The organism is Streptomyces sp. NPDC028305, assembly GCF_055569495.1.
Genome location: NZ_JBVHTN010000007.1, coordinates 601,836 through 618,618 on the forward strand (window position 1 = coordinate 601,836; position 16,783 = coordinate 618,618).

Annotated in this window: 15 protein-coding genes; 4 read left to right on the forward strand and 11 right to left on the reverse strand. The window is 72.1% G+C overall.

Annotation, left to right across the window (positions count from 1 at the left end; genetic code table 11):
- The first annotated feature begins 37 nt into the window (after positions 1-37).
- The 4 genes from ACZ4WQ_RS32185 to ACZ4WQ_RS32200 all read left to right on the forward strand — a co-directional run bounded on the left by ACZ4WQ_RS32185 (position 38) and on the right by ACZ4WQ_RS32200 (position 5,804).
- The gene (locus ACZ4WQ_RS32185; protein WP_398373522.1) at positions 38-1,345 is read left to right on the forward strand and encodes a DUF3533 domain-containing protein; all 1,308 of its coding nucleotides are present in this window, start codon (positions 38-40) and stop codon (positions 1,343-1,345) included.
- A 19-nt stretch (positions 1,346-1,364) separates the two neighbouring features.
- Positions 1,365-1,934, forward strand: coding sequence for a TetR/AcrR family transcriptional regulator (locus tag ACZ4WQ_RS32190; protein ID WP_311728960.1), 570 nt, complete (start codon positions 1,365-1,367; stop codon positions 1,932-1,934).
- Positions 1,935-2,367: 433 nt separating this feature from the next.
- Positions 2,368-4,194 (forward strand): helix-turn-helix domain-containing protein, encoded by a 1,827-nt coding sequence (locus ACZ4WQ_RS32195; RefSeq protein WP_468022623.1) that lies wholly within the window; start codon positions 2,368-2,370, stop codon positions 4,192-4,194.
- 92 nt (positions 4,195-4,286) lie between these two features.
- The gene (locus tag ACZ4WQ_RS32200) at positions 4,287-5,804 is read left to right on the forward strand and encodes a WD40 repeat domain-containing protein (RefSeq protein ID WP_398373523.1); all 1,518 of its coding nucleotides are present in this window, start codon (positions 4,287-4,289) and stop codon (positions 5,802-5,804) included.
- 24 nt (positions 5,805-5,828) lie between these two features.
- Here ACZ4WQ_RS32200 and ACZ4WQ_RS32205 read toward each other — a convergent pair whose 3' ends face one another.
- From ACZ4WQ_RS32205 to ACZ4WQ_RS32255, 11 genes are all read right to left on the reverse strand, one after another.
- Positions 5,829-7,283: an FAD-dependent oxidoreductase gene (locus tag ACZ4WQ_RS32205; protein WP_398373524.1), complete on the reverse strand. Its 1,455-nt coding sequence runs from the start codon at positions 7,281-7,283 to the stop codon at positions 5,829-5,831.
- On the reverse strand, positions 7,267-7,581 hold the full coding sequence (locus ACZ4WQ_RS32210; RefSeq protein ID WP_311728963.1) for a (2Fe-2S)-binding protein: 315 nt from the start codon (positions 7,579-7,581) through the stop codon (positions 7,267-7,269). Before ACZ4WQ_RS32210 ends, ACZ4WQ_RS32205 begins: the two co-directional genes overlap by 17 nt.
- Complete coding sequence (locus tag ACZ4WQ_RS32215) at positions 7,571-8,776, reverse strand: NAD(P)/FAD-dependent oxidoreductase (RefSeq protein ID WP_398373525.1); 1,206 nt, start codon at positions 8,774-8,776, stop codon at positions 7,571-7,573. The genes ACZ4WQ_RS32210 and ACZ4WQ_RS32215 overlap by 11 nt, the downstream gene beginning before the upstream one ends.
- On the reverse strand, positions 8,773-9,462 hold the full coding sequence (locus ACZ4WQ_RS32220; protein WP_311728965.1) for a GntR family transcriptional regulator: 690 nt from the start codon (positions 9,460-9,462) through the stop codon (positions 8,773-8,775). Before ACZ4WQ_RS32220 ends, ACZ4WQ_RS32215 begins: the two co-directional genes overlap by 4 nt.
- A gap of 13 nt (positions 9,463-9,475) precedes the next feature.
- On the reverse strand, positions 9,476-10,477 hold the full coding sequence (locus ACZ4WQ_RS32225) for a proline racemase family protein (protein ID WP_358842544.1): 1,002 nt from the start codon (positions 10,475-10,477) through the stop codon (positions 9,476-9,478).
- The gene (locus ACZ4WQ_RS32230; RefSeq protein WP_398373526.1) at positions 10,474-11,382 is read right to left on the reverse strand and encodes a dihydrodipicolinate synthase family protein; all 909 of its coding nucleotides are present in this window, start codon (positions 11,380-11,382) and stop codon (positions 10,474-10,476) included. Before ACZ4WQ_RS32230 ends, ACZ4WQ_RS32225 begins: the two co-directional genes overlap by 4 nt.
- A 124-nt stretch (positions 11,383-11,506) precedes the next feature.
- A complete protein-coding gene (locus ACZ4WQ_RS32235) occupies positions 11,507-13,030 on the reverse strand; it encodes an aminopeptidase P family protein (protein WP_398373527.1) in 1,524 nt (507 codons plus the stop codon).
- Positions 13,027-13,923 carry an ATP-binding cassette domain-containing protein gene (locus ACZ4WQ_RS32240; RefSeq protein ID WP_398373528.1) on the reverse strand — a complete coding sequence of 299 codons (897 nt, stop codon included), beginning with the start codon at positions 13,921-13,923 and terminating at the stop codon, positions 13,027-13,029. Before ACZ4WQ_RS32240 ends, ACZ4WQ_RS32235 begins: the two co-directional genes overlap by 4 nt.
- Positions 13,920-14,831: an ABC transporter ATP-binding protein gene (locus tag ACZ4WQ_RS32245; RefSeq protein WP_014175751.1), complete on the reverse strand. Its 912-nt coding sequence runs from the start codon at positions 14,829-14,831 to the stop codon at positions 13,920-13,922. The genes ACZ4WQ_RS32240 and ACZ4WQ_RS32245 overlap by 4 nt, the downstream gene beginning before the upstream one ends.
- Positions 14,828-15,823 (reverse strand): ABC transporter permease, encoded by a 996-nt coding sequence (locus tag ACZ4WQ_RS32250; RefSeq protein ID WP_468022624.1) that lies wholly within the window; start codon positions 15,821-15,823, stop codon positions 14,828-14,830. The genes ACZ4WQ_RS32245 and ACZ4WQ_RS32250 overlap by 4 nt, the downstream gene beginning before the upstream one ends.
- Positions 15,823-16,782 carry an ABC transporter permease gene (locus tag ACZ4WQ_RS32255; protein ID WP_398373530.1) on the reverse strand — a complete coding sequence of 320 codons (960 nt, stop codon included), beginning with the start codon at positions 16,780-16,782 and terminating at the stop codon, positions 15,823-15,825. Before ACZ4WQ_RS32255 ends, ACZ4WQ_RS32250 begins: the two co-directional genes overlap by 1 nt.
- Position 16,783: the final 1 nt, after the last annotated feature.

Consider the following 16,783-nt stretch of genomic DNA (forward strand, 5'->3'; position numbering starts at 1 on the left):
CCGCCCAGTGGATCAGCCGAACGGACCCGGACAAGTCATGAACCGTGTTCATCCCTTCCGCGTGCTGCGCGCCAAACCCCTGTGGATCGCCAACGGCGTGATCGTGGGCGTCCTGGCGCTGCTGTTCACCGTGTTCTACGTCGGCGCCAACGTCGACCCGGCCGGCCATCTACGCAAGCTGCCGGTCGGCCTGGTCGACGCGGACAAGGGGGCGGCCGCCGACGGCAAGCGGATCGACCTGGGCGCGCGGATCACCGAGTCGATCGAGAAGTCGACCGCGGGCGGCGACAAGATCGACTGGAAGGTGATGAGCGAGAAGGAGGCGAAGGCGGAGCTAGGCAAGGGCAAGCTGTACGGGGCGCTGCTCGTCCCCGCCGACTTCTCCTCCTCCGTCACCGCGCTCTCCGCGACCACGGCCACCGCGGACCCGGTCCGCCCGCGGCTGACCGTGCTGACCAACCAGTCCGCCGGCAGCCTCGGCTCCAGCCTGGCGCGGGCGGCCACGACCACAGCCGCCGAGTCCGCCTCGCTCCAGGTCGGCAAGGAGCTGACCGCGCGGATCCCGCCCGCGCAGCAGGCGAAACTGCCGGCCGCCGCGCGGGTCCTGCTGGCCGACCCCGCCGCGGTCACGGTCGAGGACGGACATCCGCTCGACTCGCACAGCGGCCTGGGCCTGACCGCGTTCTACTACGCGCTCGTCCTCGTCGTCTGCGGAATGCTCGCCGCCAACGTCATCAGCGGCCAGGTGGACCACGCCCTCGGCTACACCCACAACGACATGGGCCCCCGCCGTGTGCACCGCCCCCTGCTGCGCGCCACCCGGGTGCAGACCCTCGCCATCGCCGCCACCCTCATGGCCGCCCTGTCCGTACTGATGGGCACCCTGGTGCTCGCGGGCGCGGTCGGCATCATGGGCATGGACGCCTCCCATCTGCCGCTGCTGTGGCTGTACTCGGTCGCCGCCATCGCCGTCTGCGGCATCGGCGCGCTCACCCTGCTCGCCGTCTTCGGCACGCCCGGCATGCTGCTGGTCACGCTGGTGTTCATCGCCATGGCGGTGCCGACGGCCGGAGCCACCACGCCCCTCCAGGCGCTGCCCGACTTCTACCGCTTCCTCGCGGAGTTCGAGCCGCTGCGGCAGATCACCGGCGGCGTCCGCTCGATCCTCTACTACGACGCCCAGGGCGACGCGGGCCTGACGCGAGGCTGGATCATGCTGGCCGTCGGCCTCGGGGCCGCCTGCCTCTTCGGCTTCGGTGTGACCCGGCTGTACGACCGCAAGGGGCTGCACCGCGTACCCGAGGAGGACGCGGTGCCCACAAAGGCCGCCGTTGCGGCGCGGTGAACGGAGTTAGCCTCTCACCATGACCACGGATGCGAAGCCCAGTTCCCGCGACCGGCTCCTGGAGGCGGCCGCCACGCTCGCCTACGCCGAAGGCGTCAGCATCGGCGTCGAGGCGCTGTGCAAGGCCGCGGGGGTGTCCAAGCGCTCGATGTACCAGCTGTTCGAGAGCAAGGACGAGCTGCTGGCGGCGAGCCTGGAGCGGCGCGCCGCCGCCTTCGCTGGCCGGCTCCTGCCCGAGGGGGACGACGCGCGGTCGCCGCGCGAGCGCATCCTGCACGTCTTCGAGCGGCTGGAGTCGCAGTCCGCCGCGCCCGAGTTCCTGGGCTGTCCGTATCTGGCCGTTCAGATCGAGCTGAAGAACCCCGAGCACCCCGCCAGCCGGGTCGCGCGGCGGATCAAGCAGGGGATGACGGAGTTCTTCCGCAAGGAGGCCGAGCGGGGCGGCGCGGGCGACCCCGACCTGCTGGCCAGACAGCTGGTCCTGCTCTTCGACGGGGCGAGCGCCCGCGCCGGGATCCGGGCCGACAGCCTGGCCGGTCTGATCGCCCCGACCGTCGCCACCCTGCTGGACGCGGCCGGCGTGGCCTGACGACCGAGGTCCGATGCCACGGGGACGGCTGGAAGGGGTGAGGCTGTGGCGGGGCGTCGTGAGGCGCCGGTGGACCGTTCCTAAAGACTGAGTGGGAGTGAGTCCTGTTGCCAGGGCTCATGCTCAGCCGGACGCCCCGAACGGTGTTGGGCGTTCTGGTCCACCGCGTTCGCTCCGCGACCGGCGCGCACGGATCGTGTCCGTGGTCCGGGGATGCGGGGGCGGCCCGCGGCCGGAGGCCGCTGATGAGCAGAGCCTCACGCTCTGGGGTGCCCGGTCGGGCCTGGACGGTCCGATGCCCGCACCCATCGCTCTGGTGGGTGCGGGGCGGTGCCGTCCGTCGCCGGATCGGGTGCCCCAGGGCGCGCCTTCCGACCGCCACGGCGGCAGCGTCGTGGCGTGTGGTCTTCCTGGTCTTGGTGGTGAGGGGCTTGTGCCAGTGCTGGGCGCCCCACTTGCTGGTGTAGGCCGGGTCGACGGCGATGATGGTGATGCCGAGTTCGGCCGCCATCGACACCAGCCGGGCCCGCAGCTTGCTGACGGGCATGCCGGAGACGAGGTTGCGGAAGCGTTTGCGGCGGCCATGTTTCTCGCGGGTGGTCTCCGCCTGGAAGTCGAGATCCTCGATCGCGACCGCGAGACCGTGGCGCTTGGCCCAGTGCAGCAGCCGGATCAGGGCGTGGCGGACCTGCGCGTCGCGGTGGCCGGCGGTGCCGGACAGGTCGTATGCGAACCGCAGTGGTTCGCCGGTGGGGTTGCCGTGCTCGTCGAGGCGCCAGGCGGCGAGGTGGTCGGCGTTGGTGTCCACCCCGATCAGCCCTCCCGCGCGGGCCGCCTCCAGCGGCAGGGCCTGGACCGGTGGCATCGTCCAGGACGCGGTCAGATACCAGCGCCCGCGGGCGGTGTCCTCGTGGATGCGGTAGGCGACGGCCCGGTGGGCGGTGACGCGGTCGGCCCACTGCTCGCCCCGGTGCGCGAACGCCACGCGGGCGGTGAGCACGTACCGGCCGTGCGGGGCGTTCGCCAGGTGCACAAGCGGTGCCGGGAGCCTGATCGAGACCTCGCCGCCGGGCGTGACGCGGATGGTCTCGTTGCCAAACCTTTTACCGGACTCGCCATCGGCCCGCAGGAACCGGCGCCCGGCCTCCCACCGCTTGCGCCACCCGGCCTCGGTCAACTCCGCTTCCGGCAGGTGGTGCCGGGTGTTCAGCAGACGTTTGCCGCCACGCACCACATCCACCCGCCCGGCCTCACGGTCGGCCCGCACGGCCTGAAGCCGGTCTTCGAGCACGCGCAGGCGGCGGGACTTGGCGAACCACTCCTGCCGTGTGCGGTAACCGCCCGGCGCCCCCTTGGTACCCCTCTCACCCACGGGCACGGACAGCCGGCGGGTGATCATCTCGATCCCGGCCTGAAGGCTCTGGAGGTACGCGAGCTGGCCGCGCCGGGCGAGCGCCCACTGGTCGTGAGTGGCCTTCGTGATACTGCCCGCCCAACGCGAAGAGGACTCCCCGGTCAGGACACGCTTGCGCTGCGCCCACTGCTCACTGCCGTGCTCCGGCCCGGCCGAACACCGGGCCTTGAGATCACGGGAAGCGAGCGAACCAAGCAGGTCGCCGACCAGGCGAAGCACCTTCTCGTCACCGGCAGTCAGGTGCCCCAGCCGGGTACGGATCGCGACCCCCGAAGGGCCGGGCACCACGAACGGCGCCACCACCTCCCGCAGTCCACCCACCCCCGCACCCCCGGCCAGTCATCGAATCAATCCGTCACCACACCCAACGACCACCACCGGCAAAGGTCACACATTCGATGCAAGAACCCCCGTTCCCCACCCAGGGAAGTGCTGCCTGCCACTGCCCGCAAGCTCACTCATACGTGCCAGAACACGCTCAAGTGCCGTCGATCACCACCTGTTCACAACCCCGGGGCGGGTCCGGTGCAACGGTTCGCGTTCGCGTTACGGAAGCTGCGGGAAGAGGCGGGCGGGATCACCTACCGGGCCATGGCGCACCGGGCGGGCTACTCGGTCACCACGTTGTCGCGGGCGGCGAATGGTGAGCAACTGCCCACGCTGCCCGTGACGTTGGCCTATGTTGCGGCCTGCGGGGGCGATGCGGACGAGTGGGAGGCGCGCTGGCGCGAGGCGGCGGAGGAGACGGCCGCCCGGCCGATCGTCGTGATCGACCCCTATCCGGGCAACCGATCGGTGGAGGTACGCGGCGCCGACGGCCCAAGGACACGGATCAACTGCCGCTGAAGCCCGGGCAGACCCTGCGCCGTGCGGCCGTCAGCGCGGACGACCGCCTGCTGGCGCTGTGTCCGGCGGGCGGGCCGGCCGAGATATGGGAGGTGACCACGCGCCGCAGGCTTCCCCCGCGCCGGTCCCTGGCCGGGCCGGATGTGTGCGGTGTCGGCCGGGGCGACCTCCGTGATCTGCGGTTCACCCCCGACGGCCGGAATCTGGCCGTCACGACCGGCGCCGGAGTCCGTCCGTACGACCTCGCCACCGGGCGGAAACGCCTGAGGATCGAGCGGCCGGGGCTGACCTGGACGCGGTTCAGCGAGGACGGAGAGCTGGTCGCGGCGGTCGGCGACGACGAGATTCTGGTGTGGCGAACCGCCGGCCCGGCCCGCCCGGTGCTCCGGTACCCGCTGCTCGGCGAGGAGGCGACCCAGCTCAGGCTGGATCCGGAGCGCGGCGTGCTCCGCTACCTCGGCGGCGCCTCGGGACACGTGGTCCGGTCCCTGGATCTGCGCGGCGTCGTCGGCACCACATGGCGCGAGAAGGCGTTGCGGTGGGCGGTGTTCAGCCCGGGCGGACGCACCCTGAGCACCGTGGACGGACAAGGAGAAAGACGGCTCTTCCGGGTGCGGGACGGACGCGGCGGGGCGGGCCTGGCTGCCTTGCGCGATGTGCCCTGTGCCGGCGGCGACTTTCCCGGACCCCGTCGCGCTCCGCGCGGATGCGAGAGATTCACGCTGTTCACCCGGGACGGGCGAACCATCGTGGCCGAGGTGTCCCCGCCGGATGCGGCCCGGCACCGGCAGGACGTCACGCTGACCGACCTCGCGGCACCGCACAAACGGACCGTCATCAACCTGGCGCCACCCGTGAAGTCCGCGAAGTCCGAGCAGGGCGGCGGCGGATCCGTGGACCTCAAGCTCACCCCCGACGGCAAGACCCTGATCGTCTCCCGGTTTCAGAAGGACAGGCCCATAACGGCCATCGAGCTGTGGGATGTCCGCCGCCGGGTCAGAACCAAGGTCCTGCCCCATACGGAGGCGGCCATCGTCGAGTTCCTGTCCGACGGGCGCCGTGTGCTCACCGCGGACAGCATCATCACCGAGGTGAAAACCGGCGCAGTGAGCCGACTCCCGTTCATGGAGAGTGGAATCAACGGGACCACGGCAGCGAGTGCGGATGGCCGGCTGCTGGCAGGGGGCACCTACGTCAGCCAGATCACCCTGTGGAGCGGGCGTACGCAACGCCGTCTCGCGGTCCTTACGGCCAACTCCACCGGCGTGTCGCGCAACGGCCCCGCGGGACTGATCTCAGCCATGGCGTTCTCCCGGGACGGCCGCGTCCTGGCCGCGGCCGGCGAGGACGGCGGGATACGGCTCTGGGACACCGAATCCCACCTCCAGCTGGGCCCGACCCTGTCCACCCAGGGCGACCGGATCCTGTCGCTGGCCTTCGGCCGGGACGGCGACACCCTGTACGCCGCCGGGCCGCGCGTCCCGCTGCACACGTACCCGATCGCCCCACGGCGCGTGGCCGAGGAGGTCTGCCGACGTGTTCAGGGGCAGCCGTCGACGGCGCAGTGGCGTGCGCTCATGCCCGATCTGCCCTACCGGAACCCCTGCTGAGCAGGAGGAACCCGCCGCCCCAGGTCAGGACTCCTCGCCCAGGGCCGCGATGTCGCCGAGCGGCACCGGCGCCGCCAGCGGCCGGCGGGCCAGCGGCAGGAGATCGTCCGCTTTCGGCGACCGGCCGGTGAGCGCCGCCGCCACCTGGGCGGTGGCGAACCCGCACACCCGGCCCTGGCACATGCCCATGCCGGGGCGGGCCAGCAGCTTCAGCGTCCGGGGGTCCTCGGCGCCGAGTTCGCGGGCCGCGTGGCACAGGTCGTGATAGGTCACCTCCTCGCAGCGGCAGATGACCGTGGACCGGTCGAGCCAGTCGGTCCAGCCCGGCGGAATCGGACAGGCGGCGTGCAGCGCGGCGGCGAACCGCCGCCCCCGGCGCACCCCGCGCTGGAGCCGGCGCAGCCGGCCCTCGTCGACCGCCCTGCCCAGATCGGCGGCCGCGGCGAGCCCGCTCAGCCGGCCCTCGCGGACGGCGAGCGCCGCGCCGCCGACCCCGGTGGCCTCGCCCGCCAGATAGACGCCGGGGACGCCGGGGACGTCGGCCCGCTGCCGGGCGTCGACCACGGCGACCAGCGAACCGTCCACGTCCAGCCGGGTGGCCGCGCCGACCATCAGCGGCAGCTCGAGCGACGGGGTGAAACCCCAGCCCAGCGCGACCAGATCGGCCTCCACCTCCATCCGCACGCCGTCGCGCGGACGCCCGTGGCGGTCCAGCGGCGCGATGCGCACGGACCGCACCCGGTCCTCCCCGCGGATCTCGGTGACCGCCGTCCTGGTCCGGTACGGGATGCGGTGCCGGGCCAGGAGCGCGGCGTACTGGGCGCCCTCGACCGCTTTGGCCGGTTCGCGCAGCGCGCCGCCCGGGTCGTGCAGCCAGCCGCGCAGCGGATTGGCCTCGCAGACCATGACGATCTCGGCCCCCGCCGCGGCGAGGCCGGTCGCCACCGGGAGCAGGAAGGGCCCCGTCCCCGCCACCACGGCCCGCCGCCCGGCGAGCGTGCCGCTTCCCTTGAGCAGGGCCTGCACCCCGCCGGCCGCCATGACCCCGGGCAGGTCCCAGCCGGGCACCGGGAGCTGGCGGTCGTACGCGCCCGGGCAGAGGATCAGCGAACGCGCGGTCAGCGCGCGGGCCTCGGGCTCGCGGGCGTCATGGCTCGGCCGCAGATGGAGGGTGAACCGGTCGGCGCCGCGCTCGATGAGCCACACCTGGTGCCCGAAGAGGGTACGGGTCCCGGTGCGGGCCAGGCCCGCGCGCAGGGCGGCGAACGTACGACGACCGTGCTGACCGGGGCCGGGGCCGTCGTCGTGCGGGCCATGCCGCCAGTACTGGCCGCCGGGCCGCTCACCGGCGTCCACCAGGACCACGGTCAGCCCGGCCGCCGCCGCCTCGACCGCGGCGGCCAGGCCCGCCGGTCCGGCGCCGACCACCGCCACATCGGCCACCGGCACATCTGCCGTTGTGTCATCGTTCCCGCGCATCGGCGTCCCCTCCCGCATGTCCGGACTCCAGCCGCATGCCGTCGGCCGCGGGCACCAGGCAGGCCCGCTGGTCGGGGTGGCCGTCGACGGTGATCAGGCAGTCGTAGCAGACCCCGATCCCGCAGAACAGCCCGCGCGGCCGCCCCTCCCCACGGGTGGTGCGCCAGGCGACCACCCCGGCCGCGACCAGCGCCGCCCCGACGCTCTGGCCCGGCCGGGCGTGGATGGTCCGCCCGTCGAAGGACAGCCGGCAGGGCGGGTTGCCGGGGGGCAGCTCAGGGGACATCTCAGGGGACATCGCGCGTCACCTCGTCGCCGGGCAGGGCTCGCTCGAATCGTTCGGGCGAGAAGGGGGTCAGGTCCAGGTCGGTCGGGCGGTCCGTCAGCGCCTGGGCGAGCAGCTTGCCGGTCCCCACCGACAGGCCCACCCCGGCGCCTTCGTGCCCGCAGGCGTGCCACAGCCCGGGGGCCCGTGGATCGGGACCGATCACCGGCAGATGGTCGGGACAGTACGGCCGGAAGCCCAGATAGCTGCGGATGGCCTGGACGGAGGCCAGAAACGGGAAGAGCGCGATCGCGTTGCGGGCCAGCGCCGCGAGGACGGAGGGCGGGGCGTCGCGGTCGAAGCCGACCCGCTCCCGCGACGAGCCGATCAGGACGGTGCCCGCGCGGGTGCCCTCGACGACGGGGGAGGTCTGGAGCGCCGCGTCCGAGCTGGCCACGTCGCCCACATACTCCGCCGCGTACACCTTGTGCCGGATCATGACCGGCAGGGGCTGGGTGACCAGCACACATCCCCGTCTCGGCAGCACCGGCACCCGCACCCCGGCCAGCTCGGCGACCGCGCCGGCCCAGGTGCCCGCCGCGTTGAGCACGGCGGGTGCGGCGAGCGGCCCGCGGGCGGTACGGACTCCGGTGATCCGCTCACCGGCCCGGAGAAACCCGGTGACCTCGGTGTCCGTCCGCACCTCGGCGCCCGCCTGCCGCGCCATGCGCAGCAGATGCGCCACCACCAGCATGGGCTGGACCTGGGCGTCCTGCGGGTAGTAGACGCCGTGGGCCAGCTTGGGGGAGAGGTGGGGCTCGTAGTCCCGCAGCTCGTCCCACGGGACGTCGACGGCGTCGATCCCGTGGGCGCGCTGCTCTCGCACGAGTTCGGCGAGCGGGCCCGCGCTGTCCGGGGAGGAGGCCACCACCAGGCCGCCCTTGGACTCGAACTCCCACAGCCCGGCGTGTTCGGCCAGTTCCTCGCGCCAGACCCGCTGGGAGTAGAGCGCCAGGTCGAGTTCGGGCCCGGCCTCCTTGTCGGACACCAGCAGATTGCCCTCGCCGGCGCTGGAGGTGCCGCCGGCCAGCGGGCCTCGGTCGACGACGGTGACCCGGAGGCCGGAGCGGGCCGCGAAGTACGCGGCGGCGGCGCCGACCACCCCGGCTCCGATCACCACCAGGTCGGCGGTGTCGGCGCGCGCCGCCCGACGGTCTTGGGCGGTCATGTGCCGCCCGCCCAGATGCCCCGTACATGTCCGATGTGACGGTGCATGAAGAGCTCGGCCGCCTCGGCGTTCCTGGACTCGACGAAGTCGAGGAGCTGGTGGTGCTCCGCCGCCGACTCCACCAGGGTGCCGTTCTTCACCAGCGGCGCCAGCCCCAGCAGGCGGGTCTGGGCCCGGAGGTTGGACACCACCTCCAGCAGGCGGCGGTTGCCGCCGTGCGCCAGCAGGGCGAGGTGGAAGACCCGGTCGGCCTCGACGTAGCCGATCAGGTCACCCCGCTCCGCGGCCTCCACGATGCGCTGGGCCAGCTCCCGCAGGGCGGGGAGGCCCTCCGCGGGGACCAGCGGTACCACCGCCCGGACCGAGGGCGGTTCCACCAGCAGCCGCACCGCGGTCACCTCGTCCAGGTCCCGCTCGGAGACCTCGGTGATGAGGAAGCCCTTGTTGGGCTGCGCCACCACCAACCCCTCCTTGACCAGGTCGATCATCGCCTCGCGCACCGGGGTGGAGGACACCCCGAACTTGGCGGCCAGCGTCGGCGCGGAATACACCGTGCCGGCCGTCAGCTCTCCGGAGATGATCGCGGCGCGCAGCGCGTTTCTGACCCGGTCGCGGAGGATTTCACGCTTTCCCACGGTGCGCAGGTGCGTCGTCGAGTCCTCCGCGACCGGCAGTTCGCCGTTCAACTGGTTCGCCTTTCTACAACAGGAATCCGGCCGGAAACGGGTCGTCCGGATCCAATGTGAACTGAGAGGTGCCGGTGACCCACGCCCGTCCGGTGATGGTAGGCACCACGGCGGGTCGCCCGGCCACCTCGGTCTCCTCGATCAGCCGGCCGATGAAGCGTGTGCCGATGAAGGACTCGTTCACAAACTCGGCCCCCAGGGCCAGTTCGCCGCGCGCGTGGAGCTGGGCCATGCGGGCGCTGGTGCCGGTGCCGCACGGCGAGCGGTCGAACCAACCGGGGTGGATGGCCATGGCGTGCCGGGAGTGTGCCGCGGTGGAGCCGGGCGCCTTGAGGTAGACGTGGTGGCAGCCGTGGATGTCGGGGCGGCCGGGGTGGACCGGCTCATCGCTCTCGTTGATCGCGGCCATGATCCCCTTGCCCGCCGCCAGCAGCTCGCCGGCGGCCCCCCGGTCGAACGGCAGGCCCAGCTCGGCCAGATCGACGATGGCGTAGAAGTTGCCGCCGAAGGCCAGATCGTAACGGACCTCGCCGAGGCCGGGCACCTTGACCGTGCGGTCCAGGGCGTGGGCGAAGGAGTCCACGTTCCGGAGGGTCACCGAACGCGCGCGGCCGTCCTGGACCGCCACCTCGGCCGTCACCAGCCCGGCCGGGGTGTCCAGGCGGATGACGGTGACCGGTTCGCGCACCTCCACCATGCCCGTTTCCACCAGCACCGTGGCGACCCCGATGGTGCCGTGGCCGCACATCGGCAGCAGCCCGGAGACCTCGATGAACAGCACGCCCCAGTCGGCCTCCGGGGTGGTCGGCGGCTGGAGGATGGCACCGCTCATCGCCGCGTGGCCGCGCGGCTCGTACATCAGCAGGGTGCGCACATCGTCGCGGTTCGCCATGAACCACGTGCGGCGCTCGGCCATGGTGTCGCCCGGGATGACGCCCACTCCGCCGACCACGACCCGGGTGGGCATGCCCTCGGTGTGCGATTCGACGGTGTGGAAGACGCGGCTGGATCTCACTTGTATCCCTTGGCGACAGCGACCTCGGTGTCCCGGACGACCCGCTCGGCGATCTCGGGCGGGAGCGGAGTGCGCGGCGGGCGGCAGGGGCCGCCGCGCAACCCGACGACGTCCATGGACAGCTTGATGGACTGGACGAACTCGGTCTTGGAGTCCCAGCGCAGCAGCGGGTGCAGATCGCGGTAGAGCGGCAGGGCCTTGGCGATGTCGGCGGGGTCGCCGGAGGTGGCGAGCCGGTAGAGCTCCACGCAGCTCTCCGGGAGGACGCCCGGGTAGCCGGCGATCCAGCCGACCGCCCCGGCCAGGCCCAGTTCGAGCAGGACGTCGTCGGCGCCGATGATCAGGTCGAGGCCGGGGGCGAGTTCGGCCAGCTCATAGGCGCGGCGGACGTCTCCGCTGAACTCCTTGACGGCGACGATCAGGCCCTCGCCGTGCAGTTCGGCCAGCAGGTCGGGGGTGAGATCGACCCTGGTGTCGTGGGGGTTGTTGTAGGCGACCACCGGAAGGCCGACCGCGGCGACCTCGCGGTAGTGCGCCAGCACGCCCTCGCGGTCGGCGCGGTAGGTGTTGGGCGGCAGCAGCAGCACCGAGTCGGCGCCCGCCTCGGCCGCCTGCTCGGCCCACCGGCGGGCCTCCAGCGCGCCGTACGCGGACACGCCGGGCATCACGGTGTGGCCCTCGGGGGATGCCTCGACGGCGGTGCGCACCATCCGGGCGCGCTCCTCGTCGGACAGCGTCTGGTACTCGCCGAGGGAGCCGTTCGGGCAGACGCCGTCACAGCCGCCCTCGGTGAGGAAGCGGACGTGCTCCGCGTAGGCGTCGTAGTCGACGGAGAGGTCGTTGCGCAGCGGCAGCGGTGTCGCGACGTGAACACCGCGCCAGGGGGTGTCGGGGCCAGCAGTCATGGATCCTCCTTCGGGACAGTGCAATGTTACATGCCACTGTAGTGGATACTACTTCGATGCTTGGGCTTGTTACGGTTCCCCGGCCGACGGGCCGACGGTCCATCGGCCGGGGGTCGGCAGACGGTCAGCGGGTCGTCATCCAGCGCTCCAGACCCGTCGCGTCGAGCGGCAGCGCCGAGGACAGCACCTCCGCACCCTCCTCGGTGACCAGCAGATCGTCCTCGATGCGCATCCCGATCCCGCGGAGCTCCGGCGGGAGGGTGCGGTCGTGCTCGTGGAAGTACAGCCCCGGTTCCACAGTGAGCACCATGCCGGGCGTCATCTTCGCCCCTTGGTACGCGTCGTAGTCCGCCCGCGCGCAGTCGTGCACATCGAGACCCAGGTGGTGGCCGATGCCACACACCAGATAGCGCCGGTGGTGCTGGCCCTGCGGGGACAGCGCCTCGTCGACGGAGACCGGCAACAGCCCCCAGTCGGCGAGGCCCCGCGCCACCACCTCCATCGCGGCGGTGTGGAAGTCGGCGAAGTCCCGGCCCGGGGCGACGGCGGCCAGGCCCGCCCGGTGCGCCCGCTCCACCAGGTCGTGCGCGGCGCGCTGGGCCGGGCTGAACCGGCCCGAGGCCGGGAAGGTGCGCGTCACATCGGCGGTGTAGTAGCTGTTCGTCTCCACACCCAGGTCCAGCAGCACCGCCTTGTCCTCCGCCACCGGGCCGTCGCAGCGCACCCAGTGCAGCGTGGCCGCGTGTGCGCCGCTGCCCACGATGGACGCGTAGCCGGGGCCGTTGCCGTGGGTGCGGGCGTAGCGGTCGAAGGTGCCCTGCAGCCAGCGCTCTCCGCCGCCCGCGATGGCCGCCGGGAACTCGCGCACCACGGCGGCGAATCCCTCGACGGTGCGGTCCACGGCCTGCCGCATCTGCTCGATTTCCCAGGCGTCCTTGACCATGCGCAGTTCGGACAGAGTACGGCCCAGATCGGCGGACGCGGCGAGTCCGTGGCGGTGTGCGGTGTCGGGGTCGAGCGCGCCGGTCAGCAGCGGCTTGGTCAGTCCGGCCAGCGCGGCGTCGAGCTCGTCGAGCGGGCGGACGTCCAGGCCCAGCGCCTCGCTCCACTCGTCAAGCCCGGGTGCGCCACCGACCCACAGCTCGCCGTGCGCGGCGTCGGCGAAGAACCCCAGATCCCCGGGGCGGGCCGGGGTGGGCAGGTGCAGGGTCGCGTCATGGCCCCCCGGTACGGGGCGCAGCACCAGTACGCCGTGCTCCACCCCGCCACACCCGGTCAGCCAGTAGAAGTCGCTGTCCGGGCGGAAGTCGTAGTTGGTGTCGTTGGAACGCACCGGAGCGCGCCCGGCGGCCACCACGATCGGCGCTCCCGGGTGGGCGGCGCTGAGCCGCGCCCGGTGGTGTGCGGCGGCGTCCGCGGCTCCCGGCACGGTCCGGGCGCTGCGGTCGGGGGTGTCCCAGCCCTCCGCCATGAACGCCGCGAAGGAGGGCAGCTCGGCCAGCCGGGGCATACGGGGGTCCAGCCGCGTGGACCGCGGCGAGGACTGCGGCGCGGTGGCGGCGGCTTCCGTGGCGGGGGTTTCCGTGGCGATGGCGGGAGCCTCCGTGGCGGTGGCGGTACGGGATCGGGTTGACAGGTCGTCGGTCATGGCAGTTCCTCGGGTGAGGCGGTGATGGACGCGTGCTCAGCGGCGCCCTCGCGGCGCCGGCGGTCCCATTCCGGGTCGATACGGGGTATCGCGGCCAGCAGGGTGCGGGTGTACGGGTCCCGGGGGCGCTCGAAGACCTCCGCGCAGGGGCCGGACTCCACGATGACACCCTGCTTCATCACCGCGATACGGTGCGAAATCCGGCGCACCACGGCGAGGTCGTGGGCGATGAAGAGGTACGAGAAGCCGCTCTCCTGCTGGAGGCGCAGCAGCAGGTCCATCACCTGTGCCTGCACCGACACATCGAGCGCGGAGACCGCCTCGTCGCAGATCACCAGCTTGGGGCCGACCGCGAGGGCGCGGGCGATGCCGATCCGCTGGGCCTGTCCGCCGGAGAACTGCGCCGGGTAGCGGTGCAGATGGTCGGGGTTGAGGCCGACCCGTTCCATCAGCTCCCCGGCGAAGGCCCGCCGCCCCCTGGGGATGGGAAGCCCCTGGTAGACCAGGGGTGCGGTGAGGATGCGCTCCACGGTGTGGCGGGGGTTGAGCGAGGAGAAGGGGTCCTGGAAGACGACCTGGACGTCATTGCGGAAGCGGGCCAGGTCGGTCCCGCGGGCATGGGTGACGTCCCGCCCGGCGAACTCGATGGTGCCGTCGGTGGCTTCCATCAGCTTCGCCACCAGCCGCGCGGTGGTGGACTTCCCGCTGCCGGACTCGCCCACCAGCGCCAGCGTCTCGTGCGGAAACACCTCGAAGCTGACCGAGTCCACGGCGGTGAACACCGATTTGCGCCCCAGCGGACCGCCCCCGCCCCGCGTGGTGAAGCGCTTGGTGAGATCGCGGGCGCGCAGCAGCGGCGGTGCATCAGCTTGGCTGCCTCGGCTGCCGGTCACCGGACTTCCTCCTGTGCTGGGGCGGGATCTGTCGGTCGGGCTGGTCGGGCCGTCGGCGATACGACGCCCGGTGCGGCCAGCTCGTCGTCGATACGCGGGATGCTCTCCAGCAGCATCCGGGTGTAGGGGTGGCGCGGCGCGGAGAAGACCCGCTCCGTGTCGGCGTATTCGAGCTGTTCCCCGTCGCGCATCACCAGCACCCGCTGGGCGATCGTGGCGATCACCGCCAGGTCGTGGGTGATGAAGAGCATGCCGGTGCCGGTCTGCCGCTTCAGCTCGGCCAGCAGCTCGAGGATCTGGGACTGCACCGTGACGTCCAGCGCGGTGGTGGGCTCGTCCGCGATGAGCAGGGCGGGTTCGCAGATCAGTGCCATCGCGATCATGATGCGCTGACGCTGTCCACCGGAGAACTGGTGCGGATAGCGGTCGACCCGCTCGGCCGGGTCCGGGATGCCGACCCGGCCGAGTGCGTCGATGGCCATCCGGCGGGCCGCGCGGCGCGAACCGCCGCGGTGGCAGCGGTAGACCTCGGCGATCTGGAGGCCCACCGTGTAGTACGGGTTGAGCGAGGACAGCGGGTCCTGGAAGACCATGGACATCGCGTTTCCGCGCAGCCGGCGCAGCTCGGCGTCCGGGCGGCCGAGCAGTTCGGTGCCCCGGAACCGGATGCTGCCGCTGGTGCGCGCGCCCCGTGGGAGCAGCCCCATGACGGCGAGCGCCGTCATGGACTTGCCCGAGCCGGACTCGCCGACGATGCCCAGGGTTTCGTTGTTCCGCAGAGTGAAGGTGTTGTCGCGGACGACGTCCACCGGTCCGCGGGTGGTCGGGAAGGTCACGGTCAGGCCCTCGACCTCCAGCAGGTCCGCGGACTCGTCCGGTCCGGCCCGGTGGGCTGGGGATTCGGTCATGACGCGGTGGTCCTTACGCGCGGGTCCAGCGCCGTGTAGAGCAGGTCGACCACGACGTTGCCGATCACCACGAAGAACGCCGCCAGCAGCGTGACCGCCATGATCACCGGCTGGTCGTTCTTCGCGATCGCATCCGAGGCCATCTTGCCCACGCCGTTGAGGCCGAAGACGGTTTCGGTGATGAGGGCGCCGCCGAGCAGACCGGCGAAGTCCATCCCGAAGATGGTGACGATCGGGGTGAGCGCCGGCCGCAGCGCGTGCCGGCGGAGTATCAGGACCGGCCCGAGCCCCTTGGCGCGGGCCGTGCGCATGAAGTTCTCGGCGAGCGTGTCGATGACGTTGGCCCGGGTCATGCGGGCGTAGAGACAGGCGTATCCGATGGCGAGCACGATCCACGGCATCAGATACGACTGGAACCAGGCCACCGGATCGTCGCCGAACGGGATCGCCGCAGGAAACGGCAGCACTTGCCACTTGACCACGAGCAGGTACTGGAGCGCCAGGGCGAGTACGTACGGGGGGATGCTGGAGCCGCCGAGCGCCAGCGCCATGGTGGAGCGGTCCCACCACGTACCCTCCTTGACCCCGCTCAGCAGCCCGATGGTGACCCCGCCGAGCAGCCAGAGCACGGCCGCGCCGACGGCGACGGTGACACTCACCGGGAGCCGCTCGAGGACCATCTCCCACACCGACTGGCCGCTCTGGAAGCTGTAGCCGAGGCAGGGGGCGGGGCAGTGGACCAGATTGGCGCCCGAGCCGTAGTCCCGGCCGGCCACGATGCCGCGCAGGAAGTCCCCCAGCTGCTGAAGGAAGGGGCGGTTGAGGCCGAGGGAGGTCCGGATCGTGTCGATGCGCTCCGGTGTGCAGGTCTTGCCGCAGATCATCACCGCGGGGTCGGGTGAGAGCTGGAAGAAGATGACATAGGTGAACACACAGACGGCCAGCAGGATGACCAGCACCCAGGAGAGCCGGCCGACGATGTAGCGGAGCATCAGGAGGCCTCCCCCGCGTCCAGGGCGTGCCGCAGCCGGTCGCCCACCACGGTCAGGGCGAGCACGGTGCCGAAGAGGAAGGCGCCGGGGATCACGAAGTACATCGGGTCCACCTGGTACCAGCTGACCGAGTTGGCGATCATCTGCCCCCAGGAGGCGGTCGGCGGGGTGACCCCGACGCCGAGGAAGGAGAGTCCGGCCTCGGTGCCGATGTATCCGGGCACGGCGAGCGTGGTCATCACGATGATGGTGCTGCGCAGATTGGGCAGGATCTCCGCGAAGATCAGCGCCCGGCTGCCGGCCCCGGAGGACCGCGCCGCCTCGACGAACTCCCGGCCCGTCAGGGTCAGCGTCTGACCGCGCACCACACGCGCCAGATACGGCCAGCCGAAGACACTCAACACGATCACCAGCAGCACCGGGCGGTTGCCGGCCGGCAGCGCGGACAGCACCGCGATCATGAAGATCAGGGCGGGAAACGCCATCAGGAAGTCCATCAGCCGGGAGATGACCTGGTCCACCCAGCGGCCGTAGAACCCGGCCAGCAGGCCGAGCACCACGCCGATGACGGTGGTCAGAAGGGTCGCGGAGACGGCGATCAGCATCGAGATCCGCGCCCCGTAGGCGATCCGGACCAGGATGTCGCGGCCGTTCTGCGGTTCCACGCCCAGCCAGTGGTCGCCGCTGATGCCACCGAGCGACCCCTTGGGCAGCCCGCCCAGGTCCTTGTCGACGGCCGCGCTGTCGAAGGTGTCCGGGCCGTGCCCGGCCAGCGTGCCGATCAGCGGCGCGAAGAGGGCCATCAGCACGATCAGGACGAGAAACGCGGTGCTGAGCACGGCCCCGATGTCGCGCCGCAGCTCGCGCAGGACACGTCGCGCGGTGCCGCCGGGCGGCGCGGCGCCGGTCGGTGGCGAGGGCAGTGACGGCTGCGCCTCGTGGAGGGTGGTGGTCGCCATG